Below are 26,305 nucleotides of genomic sequence, written 5' to 3' on the forward strand. Positions count from 1 at the left end.
GTCGATGACCTGGTGGATATAGTCGTTGTTGAGTTGCACGACTTTTCTGGTGATCAGCGGCGTCTCCCCCGACACGTCCAGGGTGTAGAAGGCGCTGCCGAAGTAGCTGTCGGTCTTCTTGTAGCGGTGGCTCAGGGTGTGCCAGTTGAAGCGCAGCTCCACCGTGTCGCCTTCCTCCTTCAGCACCTCGAGGTTGGTGATCTGGTGGGTGGTGCGCGGCTCCGGCGTGCTCGCCCCGCTGCGCTCGGTCTTGATCCGGTAGACCCGGTCCTCGAGCCCCTCGCGGTTCGGGTAGTAGATCAGCGAGATCTCGGCCTCGGGGTCCCGGGTCAGCTGGTCGTCGTCGTCCCAGGCCGGCATCCAGAACTCGGCGTCCTGGCGGTAGCACTCCAGCCACGCGTCCCACTGGCGGTCGTCGAGCAGGCGCGCCTCGCGGTACAGGAAGGCCTGGATATCGTGGTAGCTGATGCTCATGGTCTCTCTCCTCAGGCGGACGCGGTGGCGATAAACTGGCTGCGTTCCTTGTCGATGGCGCGCAGCATCTCCTCGACCCAGTGCTTGTGGTGCAGCACGTAGAGGCCCTCGTCTTCCGGGGAGGCCCCGCTGAGCAGCGGCTTCATGTCGATCGCCTGGGCGTTCTCGTCGGCCCCCTCGATCCACTGCCTGGCGCCGCGCGAGAGGTCGTTCCACTCGGCCAGCGCGCCGTGGTAGCCGTCCTGGCAGGCGCGGAACTCCTCCAGGTCGTCCGGCGTGCCCATGCCCGAGACGTTGAAGAAGTCCTCGTACTGGCGGATGCGCACCCGGCGGTTCTCCGCGGACTCGCCCTTGGGCGCGAAGCAGTAGATGGTGACCTCGGTCTTGTCCACGGACAGTGGGCGCAGCACGCGGATCTGCGTGGAGAACTGGTCCATCAGGTAGACGTTGGGGTAGAGGCAGAGGTTGCGGGTCTGGTTGACGATGGAGTCGGCCCGCGCCGCGCCGAGCTCGGCCTCGATCTCGTCCTTGCGGGTGTAGACCGGGCGCACCTCGGGGTTGAGCAGCCGGGTCCACAGCATCATGTGGCCGTTCTCGTAGGAGTAGAAGCCGCCCTGGCTCTTCGACCAGCCGTCGGCGTCCACCGCCTTGGTGCCGCCGGCGTCGTAGTTGCGGCGTTCCATGGTCGAGGCGTAGTTCCAGTGCACCGAGCTGACGTGGTAGCCGTCGGCGCCGTTCTCGGCCTGCAGCTTCCAGTTGCCGTTGTAGGTGTACGACGAGGTGCCACGCAGGATCTCCAGGCCTTCCGGCGCCTGGTCGACGATGTTGTCGATGACCTTGGTGGTCTCGCCCAGGTACTCCTCGAGCGGCGGGACGTCATCGCTCAGGCTGCCGAACAAAAAGCCCTTGTAGTTGGCGAAGCGCGGCAGGCGCTTGAGGTCGTGGGAGCCTTCCTGCTTGAAGCCCTCCGGGTAGGCGCCGTTCTTCTCGTTCTTGGCCTTGAGCAGCTTGCCGTCGTTCTTGAAGGTCCAGCCGTGGAAGGGGCAGGTGAAAGTGCCCTTGTTGCCCTGCTTGCGGCGGCACAGGGTGGCGCCGCGGTGGGCGCAGGCGTTGATCAGGCCGTGCAGCTCGCCCTGCTTGTCGCGGGTGATGACCACCGGCTGGCGGCCCATGGTCACGGTGTAGTAGTCGCCCGGCTCGCTGATCTGGCTCTCGTGGGCCAGGAACAGCCAGTTGCCCTCGAAGATGTGCTTCATCTCCAGGTCGAAGAAGGCCGGGTCGGTGAACATGCTGCGGTGGCAGCGGAAGATGCCGTTGTCGGCGTCGTCGACGACGGCGCCGCGGACACGTTCCTCGAGTTGGTCAAGCTGAGTGGTCATGATCCATCTCCTCGTTTGTTATCGGGGCCCGCTCTTGGCGGGCCTCTCAGGTCGTCAGGGGTGCCGATCAGACCTTGGCGGTGCCGGCAAGCTGGCTGTGGCGGTCCTGCTCGTCTTCCTTGGCCCGCGGGCGGGCGTGGCGCACCTGCAGCTCGGGGGCGTCGGTCTTCGCCAACTCGATGTCGAACACCACCTCGGAGAAGGGGCCGTCCAGCTCGCGCCGGGCGATCTCGGCCGGGTCCTCGATGCGGTTGGCCGGCACCACCAGCTCCTCGCGGGTGGCGAAGGCGAAGTCGTCGAAGGTGTAGGGGTCGCCGGCCAGGTTGATCTGGGTGGTCAGGTGCTTGTGGCCCGGGGCGGAGATGAAGTAGTGGATGTGCGCCGGGCGCTGGCCGTGACGGCCGAGCAGGTCGAGCACCTGCTGGGTCGGGCTGTCCGGCGGGCAGCCGTAGCCGGAGGGGATGATGCTGCGCGCGGTGTAGCGGCCCTCGGCATCGGTAAAGATGCTGCGGCGCAGGTTGTACTCGGACTGGGTCGGGTCGAAGAAGGAGTAGCCGCCCTTGGAGTTGGCGTGCCAGATCTCGACCTTGGCGCCGGCGACGGGGTGGCCGTCGACGTCACGCACCTGGCCGGTCAGCCACATGGTCTCGCCGTCCTGGTCCTTGCCGTCGTCCATGCGCGCGAAGCCCTCGGCCTCCGGGGCGCCGGCCACGTAGAGCGGGCCCTCGATGGTGCGCGGGGTACCGCCCAGCAGGCCGCGCTCGCGGTCGGCGGCGTCCATGCGCATGTCCAGGTAGTGGTCGAAGCCCAGTCCCGGGGCCAGCAGGCCGAACTGGGTGCCGTTGCCCAGCGCGTTGAGCACGCTGACGGCGGACCAGAACTCCTCGGCGCTGACGTCGTAGTCGTCCATCAGCCGGAACAGGTCGGAGAGCAGGCGGTGCATGATCTGCTTGGCGCGCTCGCTGCCGCCGTCCTGGTCGAAGCCGGCGACGGTGGTCAGGAAGTCCTGGACCTCGGGGGTGTCGAAAATCTTCACGGTCATGGTCGGTTATCCTCGATCGTTATCTGGTGCAGTCCCGCAGCGGACTGGCGTGCTTCATCCGTGACTCAGGCGTCGTCCTCGCGGATGGAGGACGGGTGGCGACACAGCGGCTTGACGCTGATCTCCATGTAGGGAAAGAGCGGCAGGTTGCTGACCAGCTCCTGAAGCTCGGCGTTGTCCTCGACGTCGAAGATGCTGACGTTCGAGTAGCTGCCAGCCACGCGCCACAGGTGGCGCCACTTGCCGGAGCGCTGCAGCTCCTGGGAGTAGGCCTTCTCGGTCGCCTTGATCTCGGCGGCCTGTTCCGCCGGCATGGACGGCGGCAGCTTGACGGTCATTTCCACCTGAAACAGCATGATGTCCTCCTCCTCTCTTCGGGACTGGCCCGATAACGATTGATGGCGGCCGCTTTCGAGCGGGCCTTACCGGCGCGCGTAGTGGGCCAGCTTGTCTTCGTCCAGGGTGATGCCGAGCCCCGCGCCCTGGGGCAGGTCGACACCGAACTCGCGGTAGTTGAGCGGCTCGGCGACGATGTCGTCCTTGAGCAGCAGCGGGCCGAACATCTCGGTGCCCCAGGCCATCTCGGGAAGCGTCGCCCAGGCGTGCAGCGAGGCGGTGGTGCCGATGCTGCCCTCGAGCAGGGTGCCGCCGTAGAGGCCGATACCGGCGGCCTGGGCCACATGGGCCAGCTCCAGCACGCCGTGCAGCCCGCCGGACTTGGCGATCTTGAGGGCGAAGGCCCCGCTGAAGCCGCCGGCCACCAGGTCGAGCCCGTCGCGGGCGTCCTGCACCGCCTCGTCGGCCAGCATCGGCACGTTGAAGCGGTTGGCCAGGCGGATCAGGCCGGCATGCTCGCGGGCGGGAATGGCCTGCTCGATCAGCTCGATGCCGGCGTCCTGCAGCGCCTGGATGCCGCGCACCGCGGTGGACTCGTCCCAGGCCTGGTTGACGTCGACCCGCACGCTTGCCCGGTCGCCCAGGGCCTCCTTGATGGCGGCCACGTGGCGCACGTCCTGGTCCACCGGGTTGGCGCCGATCTTCAGCTTGAAGTCGCAGTGGCGACGCTGCTCGAGGCGCAGCAGGGCCTCGTCGATGTCCTTTTGGGTATCGCCGCTGGCCAGGGTCCAGAGCACCGGCAGGTGGGTCTGGCGGGCGCCGCCCAGCAGATCGGCCACGGAGAGGCCCAGGCGCTTGCCCTGGGCGTCGAGCAGCGCGGTCTCCAGCGCTGACTTGGCGATGGCGTTGCCGCGGGCCTGGCGATTCAACCGGGCACGCAATGCATGGACGTTGCCCGAGGGCTGGCCGATCAGCAGCGGCGCCAGGTAGGCATCGATATTGGTCTTGATGCTCTCGGGACTCTCGGGGCCATAGGTCAGGCCGCCGATGGTGGTGCCCTCGCCGAGGCCCTCGATGCCATCGCTGTGACGCATCCGAACGATGACCATGGTCTGGCAGGCCATGGTGGTCATGGAGAGCTTGTGGGGGCGGATGGTCGGCAGGTCGACCAGCAGCGTCTCGATGCTTTCGATCACGGATGACATGGGGGGCTCCGAAGTCCGGGAATCTGGTGATTGCATGGCAGTCTGATTGCAGCGGGAAGACCGAACCAATATTGTTTGGGTGCCCTGCCATACCCAGGAGGTATCATGGAACTGCGCCATCTCAGGTACTTCTGCGTGGTCGCCGAGGAGCTCAACCTGACCTGTGCCGCCGAGCGGCTGCACATGTCGCAGCCGCCTTTATCCCGACAGATCAAGCAGTTGGAGAACGAAGTCGGGGCGGAGCTGTTCGAGCGAGGCTCCCGCGGCCTGCGCCTGACCACCACCGGGCAGTTCTTCCGGCAGCACGCCATCCAGATACTCGAGAAGGTGGACGCCACCCTGGAGGCCACAAGGCGCATGGCCCGCAGCAAGCGCGTCATGTTCGGCATCGGCTTCGTGCCGTCGGTGTTCTATGGCCAGCTACCGCTGCTGGTCCGCGACTTACGACAAAAGGATAATATCGAGCTGAGCCTGGCCGAGCTGACCACGGTGCAGCAGATCCAGGCCCTGAAGGCGGGTCGTATCGACATGGGCTTCGGTCGTCTCAGGATCGACGACCCGGACGTGGAGCAGGAGGTGCTGTTCGACGAGCCGCTGATGGCGGTGTTACCGACCGGCCATCCGCTGGAGGGCTCCACCCCGACCCTCGAGCAACTCGCCCGCTACCCGCTGATCCTGTTTCCCGCCAAGCCACGCCCCAGCATGGCCGACATGGTGCTCGGGCTCTTCCGCCGCCAGGGGCTGAAGGTAGAGGTGGTGCAGGAAGCCAACGAGTTGCAGACGGCGCTGGGCCTGGTGGCCTCGGAGATCGGCATCAGCCTGGTGCCCGAACAGGTCAAGCGCGTACAGCGCGACGGCATCAGCTATGTCTATCTCGCCGACAGGAGCATCACCACCCCCGTCATCTGCAGCCGCCGCCGCGGGGAGGCCCCCTCCCCCGTGATGCAGGAGGCCAACGCCATCCTCGAGGTGCTGGTGGAGAACCGCCGCAGCGGGCGCTATCCCTGAGGCACCGGCGCCATGCCGTCTGTCCGGCCGCCGGTGACCGCCCACGACAGGACCCGGGCCCTTGGGCCCGGGTCTCGAAGTAATGCGCGCGAGCGGTCGCGCTACTCGAGGGACTCGTAGGGCAAGCCCACGTAGTTCTCGGCGATGGTGGTCAGTCCGGCCTCGGAGTTGGTCACGTAGTCCAGTTCGGCCTGCTGCATGCGGGTATTGAAGTCCTCCTCCTCGGAGAACTTGTGCAGCATGGAGGTCATCCACCAGGAGAAGCGCTCGGCCTTCCAGATGCGCTTGAGGCAGGTCTCGGAGTAGTTGGGGATCAGGTCGGTGCGACCCTCCTGGTAGACCTTCACCATCAGCCGATAGAGGGTGTTGACGTCGCTGGCCGCCAGGTTGAGGCCCTTGGCGCCGGTGGGCGGCACGATATGGGCGGCATCGCCCACCAGGAAGAGGCGCCCGAACTGCATGGGCTCGACCACGAAGCTGCGCAGCGGCGCGATGCTCTTCTCGATGGAAGGCCCGGTGACCAGCTTCTCGGCCACCTCGTCGGGAATCCGCCGCTTGAGTTCCTCCCAGAAGCGCTCGTCGGACCACTCCTCGACCTTCTCGTCCAGACCCACCTGGATGTAGTAACGGCTGCGGGTCGACGAGCGCATGCTGCACAGGGCGAAGCCACGCTCGTGGCGGGCGTAGATCAGCTCCTCGGCGACCGGCGGGGTGTCGGAGAGCAGGCCCAGCCAGCCGAAGGGGTAGACCTTCTCGAACTCCTTGATGCGACCCTCGGGGATCGACTTGCGCGAGATGCCGTGGAAGCCGTCACAGCCGGCCACGTAGTCGCACTCCAGGCGATGGGTCTCGCCATCCTTCTCGAAGGTGACATAGGGGCGGTCGGTCTCGAGATCATGGGGCTGGACGTTGTCCGCCTCGTAGAGGGTCGTGCCGCCCGTAGTCTCGCGAGCCTCCATCAGGTCCCGGGTCACCTCGGTCTGGCCGTAGACCATCACCGTCTTGCCGCCGGTGAGCCCGGCCAGGTCGACGCGCACGCGGCGATTGTCCAGGGCCAGCTCGACGCCGTCGTGGACTTCGCCCTCCTCGTCCATGCGCTTGTCGACACCCGCCTCGCGCAGCAGGTCGACCATGCCCTGCTCCAGCACGCCGGCACGGATACGGCTCAGCACGTACTCGCCGGACTTGCGCTCGAGGATGACGTTGTCGATGCCCTGGCGGCTGAGCAGCTGGCCGAGCAGCAGGCCCGAGGGACCGGCGCCGATGATCGCGACCTGTGTCTTCATGGGGAGGCTCCGTTGTTAGGCAGTGGTGAACATCTGTTCGCTATGTGGATTGTATTTTTCACTGAAACCCACGCCCATATAAGGCAATATTGGCAGAGTTAATTGGACAATCCCAATACGCATGGCCGACTTTAGTCGTAAAGCGCTGACCGGAGGCCCGATGTCCAACGCCGCTGTCCCCGTCTTCAAGCTGTATGGCGAGACACGCCACTGGCCGACGCCGGACCTGCTCCACTGGGAATCGATTCCCGAACGCAGCCGGCTGCACGACTGGAGAATCCGCCCGCATCGCCATACCGACCTCCTGCACCTGCTTCACCTGTCTTCCGGCCGAGTCAGCCTGGAGCTGGAGGGGAGCCTGCACGCCCATGACGCCCCCCTGGTCATCGTGGTGCCAGCCATGAGCATTCATGGCTTCCATTTCTCGTCGGATACCCAGGGCCATATCATCACACTGGCCAGCCCCCTGGCCAAGCGGCTGGAAGAGCGCCTGGGTGGCCAGGCCGAGGTGCTGTCCCGGGCCACCGCATACCCTCTCGAGGGAACCCGGCAGGCCGGGCGCATCGCCACCCTGGTGGACCAGCTCGGAGAGGAGTATCGCCACCCGGCACCCGGCCGCGAGCGGCTGCTTGAGGCGTTCACCGAGGCACTGTTCATCGAGATCTCGCGCCTCGTCGACAAGCGCGCTGCTGCCGGCACAACGAAACGCCCGCAACCCCAGCACCGAGGGCTGGCCCACCTGCAGAACTACCAGGCGCTGATCGAGAGACAGTTCCGCCAGCAGCCCAGCATCGAGCGGTTCGCCGAGCAGATGGGCATGACCAGCGCCCACCTCAACCTGCTGTGCCGGCGCCTTGCCAACCGCAGTGCCCTGCAGCTGCTCCATGAGCGCCTGCTGCTCGAGGCCAAGCGCCAGCTCACCTACACCAACATGACCATCGGCCAGGTCGCCGACTCCCTGGGCTTCTCGGAGCCAGCCTACTTCACCCGCTTCTTCAAGCGACTCACTGGCCTCTCGCCCCGGGACTTCCGCCGGCGCCAGCCGGAGGCTTAGTCCCGATACAAAAGCGCCCTCGGCCAGGCTTGCTGTACCGAGGGCGCGGTGAACCGCCAAACGCAGTCAATCAGATCAGAAACATCGTGGAGAGCACCGGGAAGAGGATCAAGAGGGTGAGCCGCAGCAGGTCGGAGACCACGAAAGGTGCCACGCCCCTGAATATCTCCCCCAGCCCCACGTGGGGGGCCATGGCCTTGATCACGAAGACGTTCATGCCCACCGGCGGCGTCATCAGGCCCAGTTCCACGGTGAGCACGGTGATGATGCCGAACCACACCGGGTCGATGCCCAGCGACTGGATGATCGGGAACACCACCGGCACGGTGATAACCAGCATGGCGATCGAGTCCATGAACATCCCCAGCACGAAGTAGAGCAGCAGGATGCACAGCACCACCACGATCGGCGCCAGTTCCATGCCGTAGAGGATGTCGGTGATCGAGAAGGAGATCCGCGACACCGAGATGAAGTAGCCCAGGGTCTCGGCCCCCACCAGCATGAAGAACACCACGGAGGAAAGCGCCAGGGTCTCCTGCACGCTGCGCCACAGCTCGGCTCCGCGCATGCCCTTGGCGAGTGCATAGAGCAGGGTGGCGAAGGCGCCGACGCTGGCCCCCTCGGTGGGGGTGAAGGCGCCGAAGTAGATCCCCAGGATCATCACCAGAAAGACCGCGAAGAAGGGCACCAGGCCGGTCATCGACACCAGCTTCTCCCGCCAGGCGGTGGGCTCGCCGGCCACCGCCAGCGAGGGTTTGAGGTGCATCATCACGGTGACTGTCAGGGCGTACATCACCAGCCCCATCAGCCCTGGCACCAGGCCGGCCATGAACATGTCGCCCACCGACTGCTCGGTGAGGATGGCGTAGATCAGCAGCGCAATGGAGGGCGGAATCATGATCCCCAGGGTACCGCCGGCGGCCAGTGCCCCGGTGGCCAGGCCGCGGTTGTAGCCGTAGCGCTCCATCTCCGGCAGGGCGACCCGGGTCATGGTGCTGGCGGTGGCCAGCGAAGAGCCGGAGATCGCCGAGAAGATGCCGCAGGAGCCTACGGCCGCGATGGCCAGCCCCCCCTTCCAGCCGCCGCAGATCACCCGGGCGGAGTTGAAGAGCTTGCCGGCCATGCCGGAATGCGCCGCCAGCACGCCCATCAGGATGAACATGGGTACGGCGCTGAAGCTGTAGTTGGAGAGCACCTCCACCGGCACGGTCTTGAGCTGGGAGATGGCCGCACTCCAGCTGATCACCTGGGCGAAGCCCACTACCCCGACGATCAGCATGGTCAGCGCCACCGGTACCCGCAGCGCCATCAACACCAGCAGCAGGCCCAGGCCGATGGCGCCAATCATCTCACTCCCCATGGGAGACCTCCCCTTCGGCACCGAAGACGGCATTCAGCACGGCATGGATCAGGCTGCGCAGCCCCAGCAGCAGGCTGAGCACGGCGGCCGCGTAGTAGATGGGGCCCATGGGAATTCGCAGGTCCTGGGTCACCTCGCCATGCCGGGTGGCCGACGCCGCCGACTCGAGCAGCCCCAGGAACAGCACCAGCCCCAGGGCCGTGAACCCAAGCAGGTAGACGCCATGCAGGCGGTTCTTGATGGTGGGCGACAGGCCATGGGAGAAGGCCTCCACCACCACCTGGCTCTTCTCCACGTTGGCGGCCATGGCCGCCAGCAGGGAGAAGAGCATCAGGTAGCTGACCAGTTCCACGCTGCCGGAGACGCGCAGGGCGATGGCCCCCTCGGTGAGCCGAGACAGATAGCGGGTGCCAACATCAGCGATGGTCACCCCTAGCAGCCCCACCAGGGCAATGCCGGCGACCAGCTTGCACAAGAGGGCCAGCCACTGGCTGGCCCGTTCCAACTGCGTCTGCATAAGGATCCTCCGGCATTCTGCATGCATCAGTTCGCATAGTGAACACAAGTTCGTACCAAGCGGAAGACTAACTCAGACTATGCCGTCGTGCAGAGAGACTTTGGTCGTAAGGGATCCAATCGATCACTCATCCGTACCGGATAACGACACCGGCTCCATCCCGAGAAGGTCAACATAGCGCAACCCGATGAAGGCATGCTCACGCATCAGCATCTCGGCCCTAGCACCCTCCCCACAGCGAAGCGCCTGGAGTACCAGCTCGTGTTGCAGCTGCGCCTGAAGCAACTTGCGATATTCGCGATCCAGCGCCTCCGTATCGATGATGATGGAGTCTGCGGCGGCGAATGGCAGGTGGTTATTGCGGGCAATGGCATCACCGATCACCGGACTCCCCGCCGCGGCCACAAGCGCCTCGTGGAAACTGTGGTTGATGTCGCCCCATCGGCCAACATCGACTTCCTCCAGATGTCCCTTGGCCAGCAGCTCCCGGCCTTTCTGGATCCAAAAACTCAAGAGCTCGTCCAGACTGTCGTCTAACCCTCGCTCGGCCAGGCGTCGCACGGCCAAGCCCTCAAGCACCCCCCTCACCTCAACAGCACAGAGCACATCTGCTGCACTGAACTCTCGCACCCTGAAGCCACGCTTACCGGCTCGCTCCAGCAAGCCCTCCTGTTCCAGGGTGCGAAAAGCCAGTCGTACCGGCGTCCGCGACACGCCGAGCTGTTGGGCCACGCGCACTTCGCCGATTCGATCACCCGGCTGATACTCGCCGTCGCTGATCAACTTGCGAAGCCGGCTGATCACGCTGTCCCCACCGCTACTGCTCACTTGACCTCCCCATACCGAGGTTGAAGATCCATCAGCACGCCTGAATGGATCCAACAAAGGTATAACTTGACCACAAAACCCCGAAAGGTCTCTAATTTGGATCCAAACGCAACGACGCCAGCAACGCCGTGACAAAGAGGAGAAAGCTCATGTTCCCCAAGAATACTTGGTATGTCGCCTGCACCCCCGACGAGTTCGACGACAAGCCGCTGGGCCGCACCATCTGCAACGAACCGATGGTCTTCTTCCGCGGGGACGAAGGCAAGGTCGCCGCCGTCGAGGACTTCTGCCCCCACCGTGGCGCCCCGCTGTCGCTGGGCTTCGTGCGCGACGGCAAGCTGGTGTGCGGCTACCACGGCCTGGAGATGGCCTGCAATGGCAAGTGTTCCAGCATGCCCGGCCAGCGGGTACGCGGCTTCCCCAGCATTCGGGCCTACCCCACGGAGGAACGCCATGGCTTTGTCTGGGTGTGGCCCGGCAACGCGACCAAGGCCGATCCCGAACTGATCCCGGAACTGCGCTGGGCTCACGACCCGGAATGGGCCTATGGCGGCGGTCTCTACCACGTCAACTGTGAGTATCGGCTGATGATCGACAATCTCATGGACCTGACCCACGAGACCTACGTGCATGCCTCGAGCATCGGCCAGCCGGAGATCGAGGAAGCCGCTCCCGAGACCACTGTCAACGACGACGAGGTGATCACCAGCCGCACCATGGAGGCAATCCCGGCACCGCCCTTCTGGCAGGCCGCGTTGCGCGGCATGGGCCTGGCCGACGACGTGCCGGTAGACCGCTGGCAGGTATGCCGCTTCACCCCGCCCAGCCACGTGCACATCGACGTCGGCGTGGCGCATGCCGGTCATGGCGGCTACGAGGCCCCGGCCGAGCTCAAGGCCTCGAGCATCGTGGTCGACTTCATCACCCCCGAGACCGACACCTCGATCTGGTACTTCTGGGGAATGGCTCGCCACTTCAAGCCCGAGGACGAGGCGCTCACGGACAAGATCCGCGAGGGGCAGGGCCAGATCTTTGCCGAGGACCTGGAGATGCTCGAGTCCCAGCAGCGTAACCTGCTCAAGTACCCCGACCGTCAGTTGCTCAAGCTCAATATCGACGGGGGCGGCGTCCAGGCCCGGCGGATCATCGACCGCATCCTGGCCGAGGAAGCCGACACGCCGAGCGGATCACGGGAGGCTGCAAAATGAGCATTCCCAGCTCCCTCTCGTTGATCGTTGAGGTCAAGAGCAAGCGCCAGGAGGCCGAGGATATCGTCACCTTCGAACTGGCCGACCCCCACGGGCGGCCGCTGCCGGCCTTCGGCGCCGGTGCGCATATCGATGTGCAAGTCAAGCCGGGGGTGGTTCGCCAGTACTCGCTGTGCAACCACCCCGAGGAACGCGATCGTTATCAGATCGGCGTGCTGCGCGACCCCATCTCGCGCGGCGGCTCGATCGCCATGCACGACGAGATCCAGGAAGGCGACCTGATCCAGATCAGCGCACCCAAGAACCACTTCCCGCTGGAACACGCCAAGCGCACCCTGCTGTTCGCTGGGGGTATCGGCGTGACACCGATCCTGTGCATGGCCGAACGCCTGGCGCATACCGACGCCGACTTCGAGATGCACTACTGCAATCGATCGCCCGACCGCACGGCTTTTCTCGGGCGCATTCGCCAGGGGGAATTCGCCGACCGCGTGCACTTTCACTTCGATGACGGTGATCCCGATCAGAAGCTCGACCTGGAGCCGCTGATCGGCACACCCGACCCCGAGACCCTGGTCTATATCTGCGGCCCGAAGGGCTTTATCGATTTCGTACTGTCGACCTGCAAGGCCCATGGCTGGGACAGCCACCAGCTGCATATAGAGTACTTCGCCGGCGCCGAGGCCGATACCAGCGAGGACGACAGCTTCGAGGTCAAGATCGCCAGCAGTGGTGCCAGCTTCACGGTGCCCGCCGACAAGACCGTGCACCAAGTACTGGCGGACAACGGCATCGAGGTCATGGTGTCCTGCGAACAGGGGGTGTGCGGCACCTGCCTGACGCGGGTCCTCGAGGGCGAACCGGACCACCGCGACCTCTACCTGGACGATGACGAGCATGCGGCGAACGACCAGTTCACTCCCTGCTGCTCACGAGCCAAGAGCAAGACCCTGGTGCTGGATCTCTGAGATACCGCCCCAAACATGCCATCAATGGCAACCAACAATACGACAATCACAACGAGAGAGATCCCCTATGAATCTCACCAAGACCGCAGTAAGCAGTGCAATTGCTCTCACCCTGACCGCTACTACCCTAGCCGAGGCGAGCACGACCCTTCGGATCGCGCATGTCTGGCCTGGTGGCTCGCTGATCGACAAGGAATTGTTCCAAGCTTGGGGAGAGAGCGTGGAGGCGGCCTCCGATGGCCAGCTCGAGGTGGAAATCTATCCCAGCCAGACGCTGGCCAAGTCAGACCAGACCTACCATAGCGTGGTTACCGGCATCGCCGACGTGGGCGCCACGGCCCAAGGCTATACGTCCGGCCGCTTCCCGAAAACGCAGATCATCGAGTTGCCTGGTGTTTCCGATAGCAGTCGCCAAGGCTCGTGCATCCTGCAATCACTTTACGATGAGAGCCACATTGGCGGTGAGTACGACGACACGCGACCGCTGTTCATGTTCACCACGGGGCCCGGCTACCTGCATACCAAGGAGAAGCTCATCGAGTCGCCGGCTGATCTAGAGGGAATGCGCATTCGTCGTCCCACCTCGGTGGTCGGCGATATGCTCGAGCGTCTCGGTGCCCAGGCGGTGGGCATGCCCGCACCGGATGTCTTCACCTCCATGCAGCGTGGAGTGGTTGATGGGCTGAGCTTCAACTGGGAAGGCATGAAGACCTTCCGACTCAACGAATTGGCCGAGTACCACACCGAAATCCCGCTCTACGACTTGTCTCTGATCGCTACCATGAGCAGCCGTACCTACGATAGCCTGCCTGATGATCTGAAACAGGTCATCGATGACCACAGTGGCATGGAGTGGTCGCTGAAGGCTGCCGCGGTCTATGACGAGCTGATCACCCAGGGCCGTCAGGATGCCAAGGACGCTGGCCACGAGTTTCTGGTTATCGACGACCCGCTCGAGCATGACGATTGGGGTCCCGTGCTTCAGGAGACCATCGACCGCTATCTGGAGGAAGTCGGCGGCGACGCCGAGGACGTCTATGCGCGAGCAATGCAGTTGAAGGAAGAGTGCGAAGCCTGACAGCTGCCCCCCTACTGGAAAGCGGCGGACCCAAAAGGTCCGTCGCTTTTGGGTGCCTGTTGAGTAATCTGGTCCTTTAATTCACTGCAGATACCTACAAATTAGTCGCCTCGGAGTACAGGAGGGCCAGCCACTGGCTGGCCCGTTCCAGGGTGAACTGCATGCCCCTTACCCCTGTTCGGCGGCGCAGGACTCGCTGGCCGCCAGGGCGGCCTCGTAGACCTCGCGGGCCGGCAGGTCGCGCTCCTCGAGTTCGGCCAGGTAGTTGTCGATGCCGTCCTGGAGCGGCTTCTGCCAGTCCGGATCCTCCAGAGGATTCTCGATCTCGCGGATGGTGTGGCCGGCGTCCTTGGCCTCCTGCTTGCCTTCCACGTCGAGACGGTCGAAGACCTCGCCGGCATTCTCGGCCCACCGCATGCCGGAGTTGGCGTCGATGACTTCCTGCTGCTCGGGGCTCAGGCCGTCATAGGTGCGCTGATTCATGGTGGCCACGAAGATCAGGGTGTAGAACGGCACCTCGGTGTGGTACTCGACAAGCTCGTTGATCCGGAACCCCTTCAGCCCTTCCCAGGGGAAACTCAGGCCGTCGATGACGCCACGCTGCATGGAGGTGTAGATGTCCGGGGCCGGCATGCCCACCGGGCTCGCCCCCATGTTCTCGAGCATCTCGCCGGCCACCGCGGTGGGGCGACGAATGCGCAGCCCCTCGAGATCGGAGGGCTCCTGGACGTCGGTATCGATGGTGTGGATACCGCCCGGGCCGGTGGTGAAGAAGAATAGCGGACGGGTGTCCTCATATTCGCTGTCCAAATGCCCCTCGTCATAGAGGGTCTGCAGCACGCAGGCGCCCTGGGTCGCGGTGGTCGCGACTCCAGGTAGTTCGACGATCTGCGACAGCGGAAAACGCCCGGCGGTATAGCCCTGGGCGGTGGCCCCGATATCGGCGATGCCGTTGCCTACCGCCTCGTAGATGGAATCGGGCTTGGCCAGGGTCCCGGAGGGGAACATCTCGACGCTGAGCTCACCGTCGGACTCCTCCTCGAGGGTAGCCGCCCACTCCTCGAAGATCTCCTGGTTGACGCCCGAGGCGCCCGGCCAGAAGTGGGCCATGCGCAAAGTGGTGGCCGACTGGGCAGAAACGGCTCCTAGGCCGGCGATGGACGCGGCCAGCAGGCAGGCGGTGAACTTGGTCTTCATGGTCATCCTCCGGGTATCGTTATCGTGTTCGCGCGTCCGTTCGCAGAGTGAACATCAGTTCGCTTCACTGACTCGAAGGTAAACCACCCTCCTCTAAGGCGAAAAGCGACTTTGGTCTTACTGGATGCTCCGAGAGCAAGACGGGGTAGACCGGAATCGTCACATGCCGGCCCATCCCTTCCTATCGCGGGTGAAGCGCGATTACCTCAGTCTCAGCTCGGCTCCACCATGAAACGGGAGAAGAAGGCGTCGAGTTCGTCGACACCGTCGAGCGGCAGCACCAGCGAGACGTACTGGTCCGGGCGCACCACCACCAGCGCGCCAGCGCCTCGGTCGATGCCCCGCAGGTCGAAGATGTCCTGGTCGGTCCCCAGTACCGGCGCGTGGGCCTTCTGGTAGTCCTGGAGCCCGAGGGCTCCCTTGTGAGGCTTGAGCAGCGCATGCATGTCGGCCCAGTCCACCTCCAGGTGAGACTGCTGGATGATGCCGTGGACGTCGAAGATCGCGTCGGGATCGGCCCCTTTCGGGGTTCAGCAGGATGTTGCCCGCCTCGGCGGACTGGATCGTGCACTTGAAGCGGATGTCCGGGAAGTCGGTCACCGCCAGCACGTCCAGTCCGCCGAGGCCCTGGGGCACACGGCCGATGGACTCGCGCACCACGCTGTGCGCACCGTCACAGCCGACCACGTACCTGGCGCGAACGCTCTTCTCGCCCTCCGGTGTCTTGAGCCTCACCGTGACGCGCTCGCCGGGGTCTTCGGGCACCGTCACCTTGAGCGTCTCGTGGAGGTAGTTGACCCGCAGGCGGCTGGGGGTGTTGTGCATATATTCCAGTAGGAAGTCGAGCAGGCGCCCGGCATCCGGCTGAGCACCGTACGCAGCCAGAACGAGGACCTGAAGCGGGAGATGGAGGATGGCCGGATCGACCTGGCGATCGGCCTGATCCCCCAGCTCGGCGCCGGCTTCTACCAGCAGGGGCTCTTCGTGCAGCGCTATGTCTGCCTGATGCGTCGCGACCACCCCCTGGCCATGGGGAACTCCGGCCTGGACGACTTCGTCGCCGCGTGCCGGCCTTGCCGACGTCCCGAGCAGGCCCGCCACGATTAGCCGGCGCAGTCGGCGGGGGTGGTGGGGCGATAGGTCTCATCGGCCTCCTCCATGGCGTCTTGAAGTGCCTCGATTCGCGAGCCGTGGGCCGGATGGGTGGAGAGGAACTCGGGCGGCTGGCCACCGCCGGCTTCCGCCATGTTGCGCCATAGCGCCACGCTCTCTTGCGGGTCGAAGCCCGCCCGCGCCATGATCACCAGGCCCATCAGGTCGGCCTCCTCCTCGTGGGCGCGACTGAACGGCAGGCTGATGCCGAGCTGGGCGCCGAGGCCCAGGGCCTGCATCAGCTGCTGCTGTCCCAGATCCCCCTCCCCGAAAAACCCCACCAGCAGCAGCACGGCCTTGATGCCGAGTTGCTGGGTGAGACGCTCGTTGCCGTGATCGGCCAGCACATGACCCACCTCGTGCCCGATCACCGCCGCCAGCTGGGCCGGGGTCTCGGCCACCCGCAGCAGCCCGGTGTGCACGCCGATGCGTCCCCCCGGCAGGGCGAAGGCATTGGGCGAGGGATCCTCGAAGACCACGACCTGCCAGGCCTCGGGCAGCTCGGCGGTCGGGTAGCGCAGCTCGGCGGCCGCCACTACCTCCCGGGCCACGCACTGCACCCGGCGATTGACGGCCGCGTCGTGGGACACCGACTGGCCGCGACGCAGCTGGTCGAAGGCATCCCCGCCCATCTGGGCCATCAGGGTGTCCGGCACCAGGGCCAGCTGGGAGCGTCCGGTGGGCGTCTCCTCGCAACCGGCCAGCAGTATCAGGGGCAACAGGTAGAGCAGGCACTGCAGGCGCATCGCATCGTCCCTCTCGTCACTAGGCCGGACAAGCCAGCCTAGCGGGGCTGGCCGGTGGAAGAAACGGCCCCTGATCCGAACACCTCATCGACCAGGCCGACCAGGTTGTGGAGGGCCGGTGAGTCGTTGCTCGACCGCCAGGCCAGCCACAGCGGCATGTCGCAGGCGGTGAGTTCCTCCAGATGCAGGAAGCGCACGCCGGGCATGGAGTGGGCGCTGCTGGCCGAGGGCACGATGGCGATCCCCAGCTCGGCGGCCACCATGCTGAGGATGGTGATGTTGTCGGCGCCGTACTGCACCACCCGCGGCTCGAACTCGAGGCGGGCGAAGTGGGCCATCACCCTGTCGTAGTAGACCGGTGAGACGCTGCGAAAGCCCCACACGAAGTCGGCCTCCGTCAGCTCGCTCAGGCTCGCCGGCGGTGCTGCTGCCCAGGGCGAGGCCTCGGGTACGGCGAGCATCAGGTGGTCGCGCTGCAGCAGGCGAGTCTCGAGGCCGGGCTATTCGCCACCGTCCAGGTAGAGGATGCCGGCATCCAGGCTGCCTTCGCGCAGTCGCTCCAGCTGCGGCCCCGAGAGCAGCGGGAAGACCTCGAAGGCGACCTGTGGATAGCGGTCGCGATAGCGCCTCAGCAGGCTGGCCACTTCCGGTACCCACAGGTGGGTCACCGTCACCCCCAGGCTGACCTTGCCGATCAGCCCCTGGCCCAGCGAGGCGAGTCGCGTACGGATCCGGGTCCGGGTGTCGAGAAGTTGGACGGCCTCGTCATAGAGCGCCTGGCCGGCCACCGTCAGGCTGACCCCACGAGCATGACGCTCCAGCAGTCGGGTGCCCAGGTCCTCCTCCAATAGTCTAACCTGGCGGGTCAGCGCCGGCTGGGCGACGTTCACCTGGCGGCTGGCCGCGGAGATGGAACCGGTCTCCGCAACGGCAATGAAATAGCGGAGTTGGCGGAATTCCATGGTTGCCTCGCCGACAGATACAGGGTGCTTACGACTCTATCCATAACAATACGGCATGTCAGCAATACTAAACCTATATTTTTTCTATCGCACTAGGGGTTTCATAGTCTCGGGACAACCCATAACAAGACTCGCCCTCGGCGAGCTGGACGATCCCCATGAACAAGACCTATCACCTGCTGACGGGGTTGCACTTTGCGGTGTGCACCCTGGCCATGATCTGGCCCGGTGCCCTGATCGCCAACCGCATCGAGCCCACCGTGCTGGGCCTGCCCTTCCTGTTCTTCTGGTACATCCTGTGGATGCTGGTGCTCTTCGTCGGCATGTGGATCGCCTTCGTCGTACGTCACGGGGGTGGCCGCCATGAGTGATTCAGTGATCGTGGTCGGCATCACGCTGGTCTATCTCGCCGCGGTGCTGTGGGTCGGCCTGCGGGCGCGCAACCAGGAAAGCTCCAGCCTGGAAGGCTATGTCGCCGGCGGCCGGCACGTGGGCGTGGTGATCCTCTTCTTCATCCTCGGTGCCGAGATCTTCTCCGCCTTCGCCTTCCTCGGCGCTCCGGGCTGGGCCTACCAGCATGGCTCGCCGGGCTTCTATATCCTGGCGTATCTCTCGCTGGTGCCGATCACCATCTGGGCCCTGGGTCCGCGGGTGGCGAAGCTGGGACGCGAGCGCGGCTATCTCACCCAGGGCGACATGATCGCCGACCACTACCGCAGCAAGCCGCTCGGTATCCTGGCCGGGGTCATCGGCGTGCTGGCATTGGTGCCCTACCTGACCATCCAGATCGCCGGGGCCGGCCTGCTGTTCCAGGCGGCCACCGATGGCCTGGTACCCTTCTGGCTGGGGGCCCTGCTGGCCTTCCTCGTGGTGGCCGCCTATGTGTTCGCCAGCGGCCTGAGCGGCATCGGCTGGACCAACCTGATGCAGGGCATCATGATGATCGCCATCGCCTGGTTCCTCGGCCTTACCATTCCCGAACGCCTCTATGGCGGCGTCGGCGAGATGTTCGCCCAGCTCCAGCAGGCGGCGCCGGAGTACCTGACCATGCCGGGCGCCACCGACATGAGCTGGGGCTACTTCAGTACCGCCGTGCTGGTCAGCGCCTTCGGCGGCGCCATGTGGCCGCACCTGTTCATGAAGTTCTACTCCGCGGACAGCGGCGAGTCCCTGCGCAAGGTCAGTGTCTTCTATCCGCTCTATGCCTACCTGCTGGTCCCGCTGCTGTTCATCGGCTTCGCCGGCATCCTGGTGTTCGCCGATGAGCCCCTGGCGCGTGCCGATACCGTGCTGCTGCGCATGGTGATGGATGTGGCCAACTTCTCGCCCTGGGTCATCGGCCTGATGCTCTCCGGCGCGCTGGCGGCCGCCATGTCCACCGGGGCCAACCTGGCCCATACCGCGGCCGTGGTGCTCGTACGCGATGTCTTCGGCCCCACGGTGATGAAGGGGGCCAGCGAGAAGGCCTCGGTATCTGCCACCCGCTGGAGCGTGCTCGGGCTGTCGCTGATTGCCTATCTCTTTGCGCTGATCAACCCCGCCTCGCTGGTCATGCTGCTGCTCGGGGCCTATGGCCTGCTCGTCCAGCTGTTCCCGATGGTGATCGGCGCGCTGTTCTTCCCGCGCCTGCGCCGCGCCAGCGTGATGCTCGGTGCCCTGGTCGGCAGCGTGGCCTATCTGCTGATGGAATTCGTCTGGAGCTCTCCGCTGGGCTGGCATGCCGGGGTCTGGGCGATCCTGCTCAACCTCCTCGTCGTTGCCGTCAGTCAGCACTTCAGCCAGCCCGCCGCCCAGGGTCCGTCCCTGGCCAGCCGACATCACTGATCGATACGGGAGATTCTCATGACCATGCACGCCCAAGATCCCGACCTGAAAGAGGCGATCGGCGCCCAGGCCGACGCGGCCTTCGCGACGGTCCAGGCGCTCTATCGCCAGCTCCATCAGTATCCCGAGCTGCCTTTCCAGGAGCACGCCACCAGTGCCCGGCTCGCCGAGGCGCTGGAACATCTCGGCCTCGAGGTGACCCGTGGCGTGGGCGGCACCGGTGTGGTGGCCCTGCTGCGCAACGGCGAGGGCCCCACGGTGATGCTGCGCGGCGACATGGACGCCCTGCCGATCAAGGAGGAGACCGGCCTGGACTATGCCAGCACGCGGACGGCGGAGACAGAGAGCGGCACGGTCCCGCTGATGCATGCCTGCGGCCACGACCTGCACAGCAGCTGCGTGGTGGGGGCCGCCGCCGTGATGGCCGGGCTCAAGGACCAGTGGTCCGGCACCCTGATGCTGATCTGCCAGCCGGCCGAGGAGATCTTCGGCGGTGCCAGGGCCATGCTGGAGGACGGCCTCTACGAACGCTTCGCTCGGCCGGACGTGATCCTCGGCCAGCACAACATGCCGGCCCTGGCGGGCACCGTGGGGCATCGTGCCGGCGGCGCCATGGCCGCCTGTACCAACCTGGCCGTCACCATCCACGGCGCCGGCGGTCACGGTTCCATGCCGGCCCAGACGGTGGATCCGGTGGTGATCGCCGCCCATGTGGTCACGCGCCTGCAGACCATCGTCTCCCGCGAGGTGCCACCGGAGGAGACCGTGGTGGTCACCGTCGGCAAGCTGCATGCCGGCACCCAGGCCAACATCATTCCCCACTCGGCGGAGCTCGAGATCAATATCCGCAGCTTCGACAACGCCCTGCACCGCCAGGTGGTGGAGGCCATCGAGCGCATCATCCGTGCCGAGTGCGAGGCGGGCCGCTCCCCGACGCCGCCGGAATTTCGCGTGCTCAACGAGACCCTCGCCCTGCACAACGATCCCGCCGCGGTCGAGCGGGTGCGCCAGGCCCACGGCGAACACTTCGGCGAGGCCAACCTCTACGCCATGCCGCGCCTCAACGGCAGCGAGGACTTTCCCTACTTCGGCAATGCCCAGGCGGGGGGCTTCGGTGGCGAGGATATCCCCTACGTCTACTGGTTCATCGGGGCGACCCCCGAGGAGCGCTGGCAGGCCACGCCAGGCAACAGCATGGTGGAGAAGATGCGCCACCTGGAGATGCCCCACTCGCCCTACTACTTCCCGGGCAACGAGGTAACGCTGCGCACCGGCATCGAGGCCATGGCCGCCGGGGCGCTCGCCTACCTGGGGTAGCCTCGCTCGGACAGCGACGCCCTGCAGAATGGAAAGGGGGCGGCATCCCTGGATGCCGCCCCCTTCGTTGCTGGTGGGCTGTCGGGCGCTGGCCGTGGCGGTCGCGCGGCGCCTGCCACCAGGTCTCGGCGGGTCAGTCGATCTTCAGCACCGGCTTGACGGTGGTGCCGTTCTTCGAGTCCTCGAAGGCCTGGTTGATCTGCTCGGGCGCATAGAACTTCACCAGCCTGTCGAAGGGAAAGCGCCCCGCCTTGTAGTAGGCCACCAGTTGTGGGATGAAGACCCGCGGCACGGAGTCGCCCTCGATCACCCCGATCATCGACTTGCCCTCGGCCATCAGGTCCTGGTGCACGTCCAGGGTCACCTCGGGCGTCACGCCGACGATCGCCGAGACACCCAGCGGGCGCAGCGCCTGCAGCGACTGGCGCACCACCGCCGGCACCCCGGTGGTCTCCACCGCGAACTCGCTGCCGCCGCCGGTGATCTCCCGGATACGTTCGACCACCTCTTCGCGCTTGCCGTTGAGGGCATGGGTGGCGCCCAGTTCCCGGGCCAGCTCGAGGCGGCTGTCATGGACATCCACGGCGATGATGTGCCGGCAACCGGTGATGCTTGCCGCCATGATGGCGGAGAGCCCCACCGCGCCGCAGCCATAGACCACGAGGCTCGTGCCGAAGTCGGGCTTGAGCCGGTTGAGCACCGTGCCGGCACCGGTCTGGATGCCACAGCCCAGCGGGCCGAGCAGCGCCAGGTCCACCTCGGGGTCCACCTTTACCGCGTTGCGCGCGCTGACCACGGCGTGGGTGGCAAACGACGACTGGCCAAAGAAGGTGGCCAGCGCCTCGCCGTCACGTGCCAGGCGGTGGCCGCCGTCGTCCATGGCGCCGCCGAAGTTGAGCTCGTTGAAGGTGTCGCAGACGGTGGGATGGCCGGTCAGGCAGTGGCCACAGCTGCCGCAGTGGGCAAACGACAGTACCACATGGTCGCCCACCTCGAGCCCCGTCACGCCCTCACCGAGGGCCTCGACCACCCCGGCGCCCTCGTGACCCAGCACGATGGGAAAGGGGGCGATGCCCAGATCCCTGGCCACGGCATCGGTATGGCAGACACCGGTCGCCACGATGCGCACGCGAACCTCGCCCAGGGCGGGCTCGGCCAGCTCCACCGCCTGCCACGCGAAGTCACTCCCCTGCGCCGGGGTCACGGCCGCTTGAATCTGCATGGATACTCTCCTTCCTCGAAGGCCCCGCCCGGCCGACGGCCGAGCAGGGACGGTAGAACGCCTGTTTTCCTTCCGGCAGGCCAACCCGCAGCCTCCGGGAGCGGTCACAGGAACTTGGTGAACTGCAGGCGGAAGGTATCGCCCTCGCTCTCGAGCCCCTTCAGTCCTCCCGCCTCGGCATCGTACTCGTGGTAGACGGCGCCCTTGAGCATCACCCCGGCCGTGGGCCAGAGGTAGCCCGCCTCGGCACCGATGGCGTGACGCTCGGCCTTGGCGGTGGTCGGCGCGCCGGCATCGGCCTCCAGCTGCCAGGCGTCGTAGCCCACCAGGCCCAGCTCCAGACCGCTGTCCAGGCGATGGCCGAGGCCCCACTCCACCAGCCAGCTGTCCCCCGGCGTCACACCGGTCTCGTCCTGCTCGGTCTTGACCTCGTAGCGCGACAGGGCCGAGATGTTCCAGCGCCGCTCGGCATCGAGGTGCCAGACGCCGCCCAGGGTGAGCATGGTGGTGCCGTAGCCCTTGCCCACCGAGGCCGGGTTATCGGCATCGAAGTCGGCGGTGTCGAACCAGTGGCCGGCGGCGAAGGTGGCATCCCACTGCTCGCCGTGCCAGCCCAGGATCACCGGGCCGACGAAGACGTCGCCGAGGCCGTCGTCCTCGAAGCGCCGGCCGCCGGCGACATCGAGGTCGAGCTCGGTATCGAGCATGGGCACGATCGCCTCGACCCCGTAGTCGGCCCCCAGGAACTGCTGACCGGTCATCCAGATGACGCGATGGGCCCAGGCATTGACCGACCCCGTGTTACGCCCGGGTGCGGCATCACCGCTGGCATCGCGGAAGCTGTCGATGTCGTAGTGCATCAGATAGCCCCGGTAGTAGAGGCCTTCCGGCGGCGCGGCCGCCGCGCTCAGCCCCTCGATACCCGGAACGTAATGGCCATTCACGGCCAGTGCGGGCGTGGCGGCGAGGCTGGCGCCCAGGGCGGCCAGCCAGGCAGTTGTCGGATACTTCATCGCGTGTTGTCTCTCTTGTTGGCTCGCCCTGCCACCCCTTGGGGAGGGATGACAAGGCCGTCGGTCGGGCTTAGAACGGGTAGGGGCGCGGCGAATGCTGGACGCTGATCCACTGGTCGGTGGTGAACTCCTCGATGGCCCAGTCGCCGTTGAAGCGGCCGAGGCCGGAGTTCTTCTCGCCGCCGAAGGGCACGTGGGCCTCGTCGTTGACCGGCATGTCGTTCACATGGGTCATGCCCGCCTTGATGCCCTGTGCGAAGCGCAGGCCGCGCGCTAGGTCGCCGCTGAACACAGCACTGGAGAGGCCGTACTCGGTGCCGTTGGCCAGTTCCAGGGCATGGGCCTCGTCGCGGGCCTTCTGGATGCCGACCAGCGGGCCGAAGATCTCCTCGCGGCTGATCTCCATGTCCGGGGTGACATCGCCGAAGACATGGGGCGGCACCAGCTGCCCCTGGATCTCGCCCTCCAGCAGCACGCTGGCGCCTTCCCGCCTGGCCGTGGCGATCTTCTCCTCCAGGCCCTCACGCTGCCTGGCGTTGATGATCGGCCCGACCACCGTTTCCATCTCGTCCGGGTCGCCGACCCGGAGCCCCTTGACCTTCTCCACGAAGCGCTCGACGAAGGCGTCATAGCGGCTCTCGTCGACGATGATGCGGTTGATGGCCATGCAGATCTGGCCCTGGTGCAGGAACTTGCCCATGGCCGCGGCATTCACCGCCTGGTCGAGGTCGGCGTCGTCCAGCACCACGAAGGGGCTGTTGCCGCCCAGTTCGAGCGAGACCTTCTTGATATGCTCGCCGCCGCTGGCGATGCGGCCGATTCCGCGCCCCACCTGGGTGGAGCCGGTGAAGGAGATCAGCCGCGGCACTCGGTGCTCGACGAAGGCGTCGCCGATCTCGCTGCCGGCGCCCACCACCACGCTGAGCAGCCCCGCGGGCAGGCCGGCCTCCTCGAAGATCTTAGCCAGCAGCAGGCCGCCGGTGACCGGGGTATCGCTGGCCGGCTTGACCACCACGGCATTGCCCAGCGCCAGCGCCGGCGCGATGGAGCGCTGGGAGAGGTGCAGGGGGAAGTTCCAGGGGCTGATCACCCCCACCACGCCCAGCGGCTTGCGATAGACGCGGTTCTCCTTGCCCGGCACGTTGGAGGCCAGGGTCATGCCGTGGACGCGTCCCGGCATGCTGGCGGCCTCCTGGGTAATGCCGCGGGCCGCGCCCCACTCGACGTTGGCCTTGAGGCGGGTGCTGCCCGCCTCGCGGATCAGCCAGTCGATGATCTCCTCCTTGCGGGCATCGAAGATCTCCACCACCCGCTGCAGCAGGGCGCTGCGCTCGGCCGGCGGGGTCGCTGCCCACTCGGCCTGGGCCTTCTCGGCCGCCAAGAAGGCGGCGTCCAGGTCGCTGCGATCCGCCAGGCGAATATCGAGCAGCACGCTGCCGTCATAGGGGTTGGTCACCGTGGTGCGGCGCTCGCTACCGCCCTCGCGCCACTCGCCGGCGATGGGCTGGAGATGGAAATCGCGGTATGCAGTACTCATGGGTCACTCTCCTCTGGGATATCGCGGGCCGAGGCTCACGAGCGAATGCCGGACTTGCCGGGCGACAGGATGCCGTTGGGGTCCAGGGCATTCTTCAGGGTGCGATGCACCTCGCGCAGCGGCTCGCCGAAGGTGCCGGCGACCTGCTCCATGAACTCGGTGTTGGTGCGGTAGAGCCCGTAGCCGCGCTTGGCAAACTCGTCGATCAACTCGGCGAAACAGTCGTGGGCCCGCTGGGTCTCTTCCGGGTCCTGGCGGTTGTAGAGCAGGTCGATGACGTGGTGCATGTCGCGCCAGCCGACGATGTACTCCGCCACATAGTCGAAGCCGTACTTGCCGAGGATCCGCTGGGCCAGTTCGGTCTGGTCCTTCGTCTCGCTGCCCTTGGCCTGGGAGACCGGCGCGAACCACATGGAGCCGCCGCCCCCGCGCCAGTTGTAGAGGCCGAACTCCTGCAGGTTCATGTCGCCCTTCATCAGCGCCGAGCGATACTCGAAGCCGCCGCCGCGCTTCTCGGCCTCCTCGCCATACATGATCTTCGCCTTGCCGCTCGCCCCGAAGGCCTGCTCGACGATCTTCCAGTTGACCTCGATCTGCTCCGGCGTGCCGTAGAGCGCCGCATAGACGTTCCACTCGCCGATGCCCTCATCGGCCTTGATGCGCTCGATGGCCTCCCGCGGGATGGAGTCGCTGCCCTCGTAGTAGTGCTTGCGCACCACATGGGTGCCCGCATCCCAGAGGGTGTGCACGATGACCACCGCGTTGGGGATGATCTGGGCGATGCGCAGCGGGCGCAGCACGTCGACGATCTCCTCGATGTCCTCAGGATCCTGGTACTGGATCAGGAAGGGACGATAGGCGGGCGGCTCCGGCATCAGCCACAGGCCCATCTTGGTGACGATGCCGTAGTTGGACTGGGTGAAGAGGCCATCGATGTAGGGGCCATAGCCCCACTTGAAGACCTGCCAGGAGCTGGAGTTCTCGATGCCCCCCATGCCGGTGCGCACCACCTCGCCGTTGGCCAGCACCACCTCCATGCCGCACTGGAACATGAAGTGCTCGCCGTAGGGGGTATAGCCCACGCCGCGGTCCAGGGTGTTGCCCACCGGTCCGGCGATCGCCGAGGGCGCCGGCGGGTCGAGCCACAGCTTGAGGTCGTGCTCCTTGATGTGGTCGTAGAGCTGCTGGTAGGTCACGCCGGGCTCGAGCAGCGCCGTGTAGACCTCGGCATCCACGTCGAGGATCCGGTTCATGCGGTGCATGTCGAGCATCACCTGGCCGGTCTCCCCCGGGGCGGCGGAGCCGTAGCCCAGGTTCTTGCCGGTGGAGATGGTCCAGATCGGCACCTTGTACTCGTTGCAGGTGCGCACGATCCCCTGCACCTGCTCGGTGGTGGTGGGCAGCAGGGCCGCCGAGGGGATGTAGTCCGCGTCGTCGCCGGCCATCATGATCTTGGTATAGGGCGCGAGCTGGTCGCTCTCGGTCAGGACGCTGTCGGCGCCGAGGATCTCGCGGAAACGGGCCAGGGCGGCATCGAAGTCTGCTTCACTCACGCCCTTGGGAAGAATGCGCTGTGTCGTGCTCATGAATGG

General features: G+C 66.0%; 25 protein-coding genes and 2 pseudogenes. 9 read left to right on the forward strand and 18 right to left on the reverse strand.

Annotated features, from left to right (window positions below):
* The 5 genes from benB to QLQ83_RS04240 form a co-directional block, all read right to left on the reverse strand.
* Nucleotides 1-474, reverse strand: a 474-nt coding sequence (gene benB / locus QLQ83_RS04220; RefSeq protein ID WP_282734311.1) for a benzoate 1,2-dioxygenase small subunit, incomplete at its 3' end; no start/stop codon positions are given.
* 11 nt (nucleotides 475-485) lie between these two features.
* A complete protein-coding gene (locus QLQ83_RS04225) occupies nucleotides 486-1,853 on the reverse strand; it encodes a Rieske 2Fe-2S domain-containing protein (protein ID WP_282734305.1) in 1,368 nt (455 codons plus the stop codon).
* A 67-nt stretch (nucleotides 1,854-1,920) separates the two neighbouring features.
* Nucleotides 1,921-2,895 (reverse strand): catechol 1,2-dioxygenase, encoded by a 975-nt coding sequence (catA, locus tag QLQ83_RS04230; protein WP_282734310.1) that lies wholly within the window; start codon nucleotides 2,893-2,895, stop codon nucleotides 1,921-1,923.
* Nucleotides 2,896-2,960: 65 nt separating this feature from the next.
* A complete protein-coding gene (gene catC, locus QLQ83_RS04235; protein ID WP_106232437.1) occupies nucleotides 2,961-3,251 on the reverse strand; it encodes a muconolactone Delta-isomerase in 291 nt (96 codons plus the stop codon).
* A gap of 66 nt (nucleotides 3,252-3,317) precedes the next feature.
* Nucleotides 3,318-4,436 carry a muconate/chloromuconate family cycloisomerase gene (locus QLQ83_RS04240; RefSeq protein ID WP_282734312.1) on the reverse strand — a complete coding sequence of 373 codons (1,119 nt, stop codon included), beginning with the start codon at nucleotides 4,434-4,436 and terminating at the stop codon, nucleotides 3,318-3,320.
* Nucleotides 4,437-4,541: 105 nt separating this feature from the next.
* On the opposite strand from QLQ83_RS04240, the gene QLQ83_RS04245 reads away from it, so the two are divergent.
* Entirely contained in the window at nucleotides 4,542-5,444 is a 903-nt protein-coding gene (locus QLQ83_RS04245) for a LysR family transcriptional regulator (RefSeq protein ID WP_282734313.1), read from the forward strand.
* 101 nt (nucleotides 5,445-5,545) lie between these two features.
* Here QLQ83_RS04245 and pobA read toward each other — a convergent pair whose 3' ends face one another.
* Nucleotides 5,546-6,730: a 4-hydroxybenzoate 3-monooxygenase gene (pobA, locus tag QLQ83_RS04250; protein WP_282734314.1), complete on the reverse strand. Its 1,185-nt coding sequence runs from the start codon at nucleotides 6,728-6,730 to the stop codon at nucleotides 5,546-5,548.
* A gap of 160 nt (nucleotides 6,731-6,890) precedes the next feature.
* On the opposite strand from pobA, the gene QLQ83_RS04255 reads away from it, so the two are divergent.
* The gene (locus QLQ83_RS04255; protein ID WP_282734315.1) at nucleotides 6,891-7,784 is read left to right on the forward strand and encodes a helix-turn-helix domain-containing protein; all 894 of its coding nucleotides are present in this window, start codon (nucleotides 6,891-6,893) and stop codon (nucleotides 7,782-7,784) included.
* A gap of 70 nt (nucleotides 7,785-7,854) precedes the next feature.
* Here the strand turns inward: QLQ83_RS04255 and QLQ83_RS04260 are convergent, their stop codons facing one another.
* The 3 genes from QLQ83_RS04260 to QLQ83_RS04270 form a co-directional block, all read right to left on the reverse strand.
* Nucleotides 7,855-9,144: a TRAP transporter large permease gene (locus QLQ83_RS04260; protein WP_282734316.1), complete on the reverse strand. Its 1,290-nt coding sequence runs from the start codon at nucleotides 9,142-9,144 to the stop codon at nucleotides 7,855-7,857.
* Nucleotides 9,134-9,661, reverse strand: coding sequence for a TRAP transporter small permease (locus QLQ83_RS04265; protein ID WP_282734317.1), 528 nt, complete (start codon nucleotides 9,659-9,661; stop codon nucleotides 9,134-9,136). The genes QLQ83_RS04260 and QLQ83_RS04265 overlap by 11 nt, the downstream gene beginning before the upstream one ends.
* A gap of 123 nt (nucleotides 9,662-9,784) precedes the next feature.
* Nucleotides 9,785-10,489, reverse strand: coding sequence for a GntR family transcriptional regulator (locus QLQ83_RS04270; protein ID WP_282734318.1), 705 nt, complete (start codon nucleotides 10,487-10,489; stop codon nucleotides 9,785-9,787).
* 149 nt (nucleotides 10,490-10,638) lie between these two features.
* Here QLQ83_RS04270 and QLQ83_RS04275 point away from each other — a divergent pair, with 149 nt between their 5' ends.
* From QLQ83_RS04275 to QLQ83_RS04285, 3 genes are all read left to right on the forward strand, one after another.
* Entirely contained in the window at nucleotides 10,639-11,697 is a 1,059-nt protein-coding gene (locus QLQ83_RS04275; RefSeq protein ID WP_282734319.1) for an aromatic ring-hydroxylating dioxygenase subunit alpha, read from the forward strand.
* Entirely contained in the window at nucleotides 11,694-12,665 is a 972-nt protein-coding gene (locus QLQ83_RS04280) for a PDR/VanB family oxidoreductase (RefSeq protein WP_282734320.1), read from the forward strand. Before QLQ83_RS04275 ends, QLQ83_RS04280 begins: the two co-directional genes overlap by 4 nt.
* 67 nt (nucleotides 12,666-12,732) lie before the next feature.
* Nucleotides 12,733-13,743, forward strand: a complete 1,011-nt coding sequence (locus tag QLQ83_RS04285) for a TRAP transporter substrate-binding protein (protein WP_282734321.1) — start codon at nucleotides 12,733-12,735, stop codon at nucleotides 13,741-13,743.
* A gap of 168 nt (nucleotides 13,744-13,911) precedes the next feature.
* Here QLQ83_RS04285 and QLQ83_RS04290 read toward each other — a convergent pair whose 3' ends face one another.
* The 3 genes and pseudogenes from QLQ83_RS04290 to QLQ83_RS04300 form a co-directional block, all read right to left on the reverse strand.
* Nucleotides 13,912-14,940 carry a TRAP transporter substrate-binding protein gene (locus tag QLQ83_RS04290; RefSeq protein ID WP_282734322.1) on the reverse strand — a complete coding sequence of 343 codons (1,029 nt, stop codon included), beginning with the start codon at nucleotides 14,938-14,940 and terminating at the stop codon, nucleotides 13,912-13,914.
* 212 nt (nucleotides 14,941-15,152) lie between these two features.
* Nucleotides 15,153-15,443, reverse strand: coding sequence for a hypothetical protein (locus QLQ83_RS04295; protein ID WP_326521291.1), 291 nt, complete (start codon nucleotides 15,441-15,443; stop codon nucleotides 15,153-15,155).
* Nucleotides 15,444-15,516: 73 nt separating this feature from the next.
* A pseudogene (locus QLQ83_RS04300) lies at nucleotides 15,517-15,765 on the reverse strand (FAD-dependent monooxygenase); the annotation flags it as partial.
* 69 nt (nucleotides 15,766-15,834) lie between these two features.
* On the opposite strand from QLQ83_RS04300, the gene QLQ83_RS04305 reads away from it, so the two are divergent.
* Entirely contained in the window at nucleotides 15,835-16,047 is a 213-nt protein-coding gene (locus tag QLQ83_RS04305) for a type 2 periplasmic-binding domain-containing protein (protein ID WP_282734424.1), read from the forward strand.
* On the opposite strand, the gene QLQ83_RS04310 is transcribed toward QLQ83_RS04305, so the two are convergent.
* Both QLQ83_RS04310 and QLQ83_RS19485 read right to left on the reverse strand, forming a co-directional pair.
* Nucleotides 16,044-16,838, reverse strand: a complete 795-nt coding sequence (locus QLQ83_RS04310; RefSeq protein ID WP_282734323.1) for a M48 family metallopeptidase — start codon at nucleotides 16,836-16,838, stop codon at nucleotides 16,044-16,046. The two genes, QLQ83_RS04305 and QLQ83_RS04310, sit on opposite strands and share 4 nt — an antisense overlap.
* A gap of 38 nt (nucleotides 16,839-16,876) precedes the next feature.
* Nucleotides 16,877-17,800, reverse strand: a pseudogene (locus QLQ83_RS19485) (LysR family transcriptional regulator).
* A gap of 158 nt (nucleotides 17,801-17,958) precedes the next feature.
* On the opposite strand from QLQ83_RS19485, the gene QLQ83_RS04325 reads away from it, so the two are divergent.
* From QLQ83_RS04325 to QLQ83_RS04335, 3 genes are read left to right on the forward strand one after another with little or no spacing between them, the layout of a single operon-like run.
* On the forward strand, nucleotides 17,959-18,171 hold the full coding sequence (locus QLQ83_RS04325; protein ID WP_282734325.1) for a hypothetical protein: 213 nt from the start codon (nucleotides 17,959-17,961) through the stop codon (nucleotides 18,169-18,171).
* Nucleotides 18,164-19,624, forward strand: a complete 1,461-nt coding sequence (locus QLQ83_RS04330) for a sodium:solute symporter family protein (RefSeq protein ID WP_282734326.1) — start codon at nucleotides 18,164-18,166, stop codon at nucleotides 19,622-19,624. The genes QLQ83_RS04325 and QLQ83_RS04330 overlap by 8 nt, the downstream gene beginning before the upstream one ends.
* An 18-nt stretch (nucleotides 19,625-19,642) precedes the next feature.
* On the forward strand, nucleotides 19,643-20,941 hold the full coding sequence (locus QLQ83_RS04335; protein ID WP_282734327.1) for an amidohydrolase: 1,299 nt from the start codon (nucleotides 19,643-19,645) through the stop codon (nucleotides 20,939-20,941).
* 133 nt (nucleotides 20,942-21,074) lie between these two features.
* On the opposite strand, the gene QLQ83_RS04340 is transcribed toward QLQ83_RS04335, so the two are convergent.
* The 4 genes from QLQ83_RS04340 to QLQ83_RS04355 form a co-directional block, all read right to left on the reverse strand.
* Complete coding sequence (locus QLQ83_RS04340) at nucleotides 21,075-22,163, reverse strand: NAD(P)-dependent alcohol dehydrogenase (protein ID WP_282734328.1); 1,089 nt, start codon at nucleotides 22,161-22,163, stop codon at nucleotides 21,075-21,077.
* Nucleotides 22,164-22,267: 104 nt separating this feature from the next.
* Entirely contained in the window at nucleotides 22,268-23,176 is a 909-nt protein-coding gene (locus QLQ83_RS04345; RefSeq protein WP_282734329.1) for a SphA family protein, read from the reverse strand.
* Nucleotides 23,177-23,246: 70 nt separating this feature from the next.
* Nucleotides 23,247-24,713: an aldehyde dehydrogenase family protein gene (locus QLQ83_RS04350; RefSeq protein WP_282734330.1), complete on the reverse strand. Its 1,467-nt coding sequence runs from the start codon at nucleotides 24,711-24,713 to the stop codon at nucleotides 23,247-23,249.
* Between the two features lie 35 nt (nucleotides 24,714-24,748).
* Nucleotides 24,749-26,299, reverse strand: coding sequence for an FAD-binding oxidoreductase (locus tag QLQ83_RS04355; RefSeq protein WP_282734331.1), 1,551 nt, complete (start codon nucleotides 26,297-26,299; stop codon nucleotides 24,749-24,751).
* Nucleotides 26,300-26,305 lie beyond the last annotated feature (6 nt).

This window comes from Halomonas rhizosphaerae (assembly GCF_030010555.1).
Classification (GTDB): domain Bacteria; phylum Pseudomonadota; class Gammaproteobacteria; order Pseudomonadales; family Halomonadaceae; genus Halomonas; species Halomonas rhizosphaerae.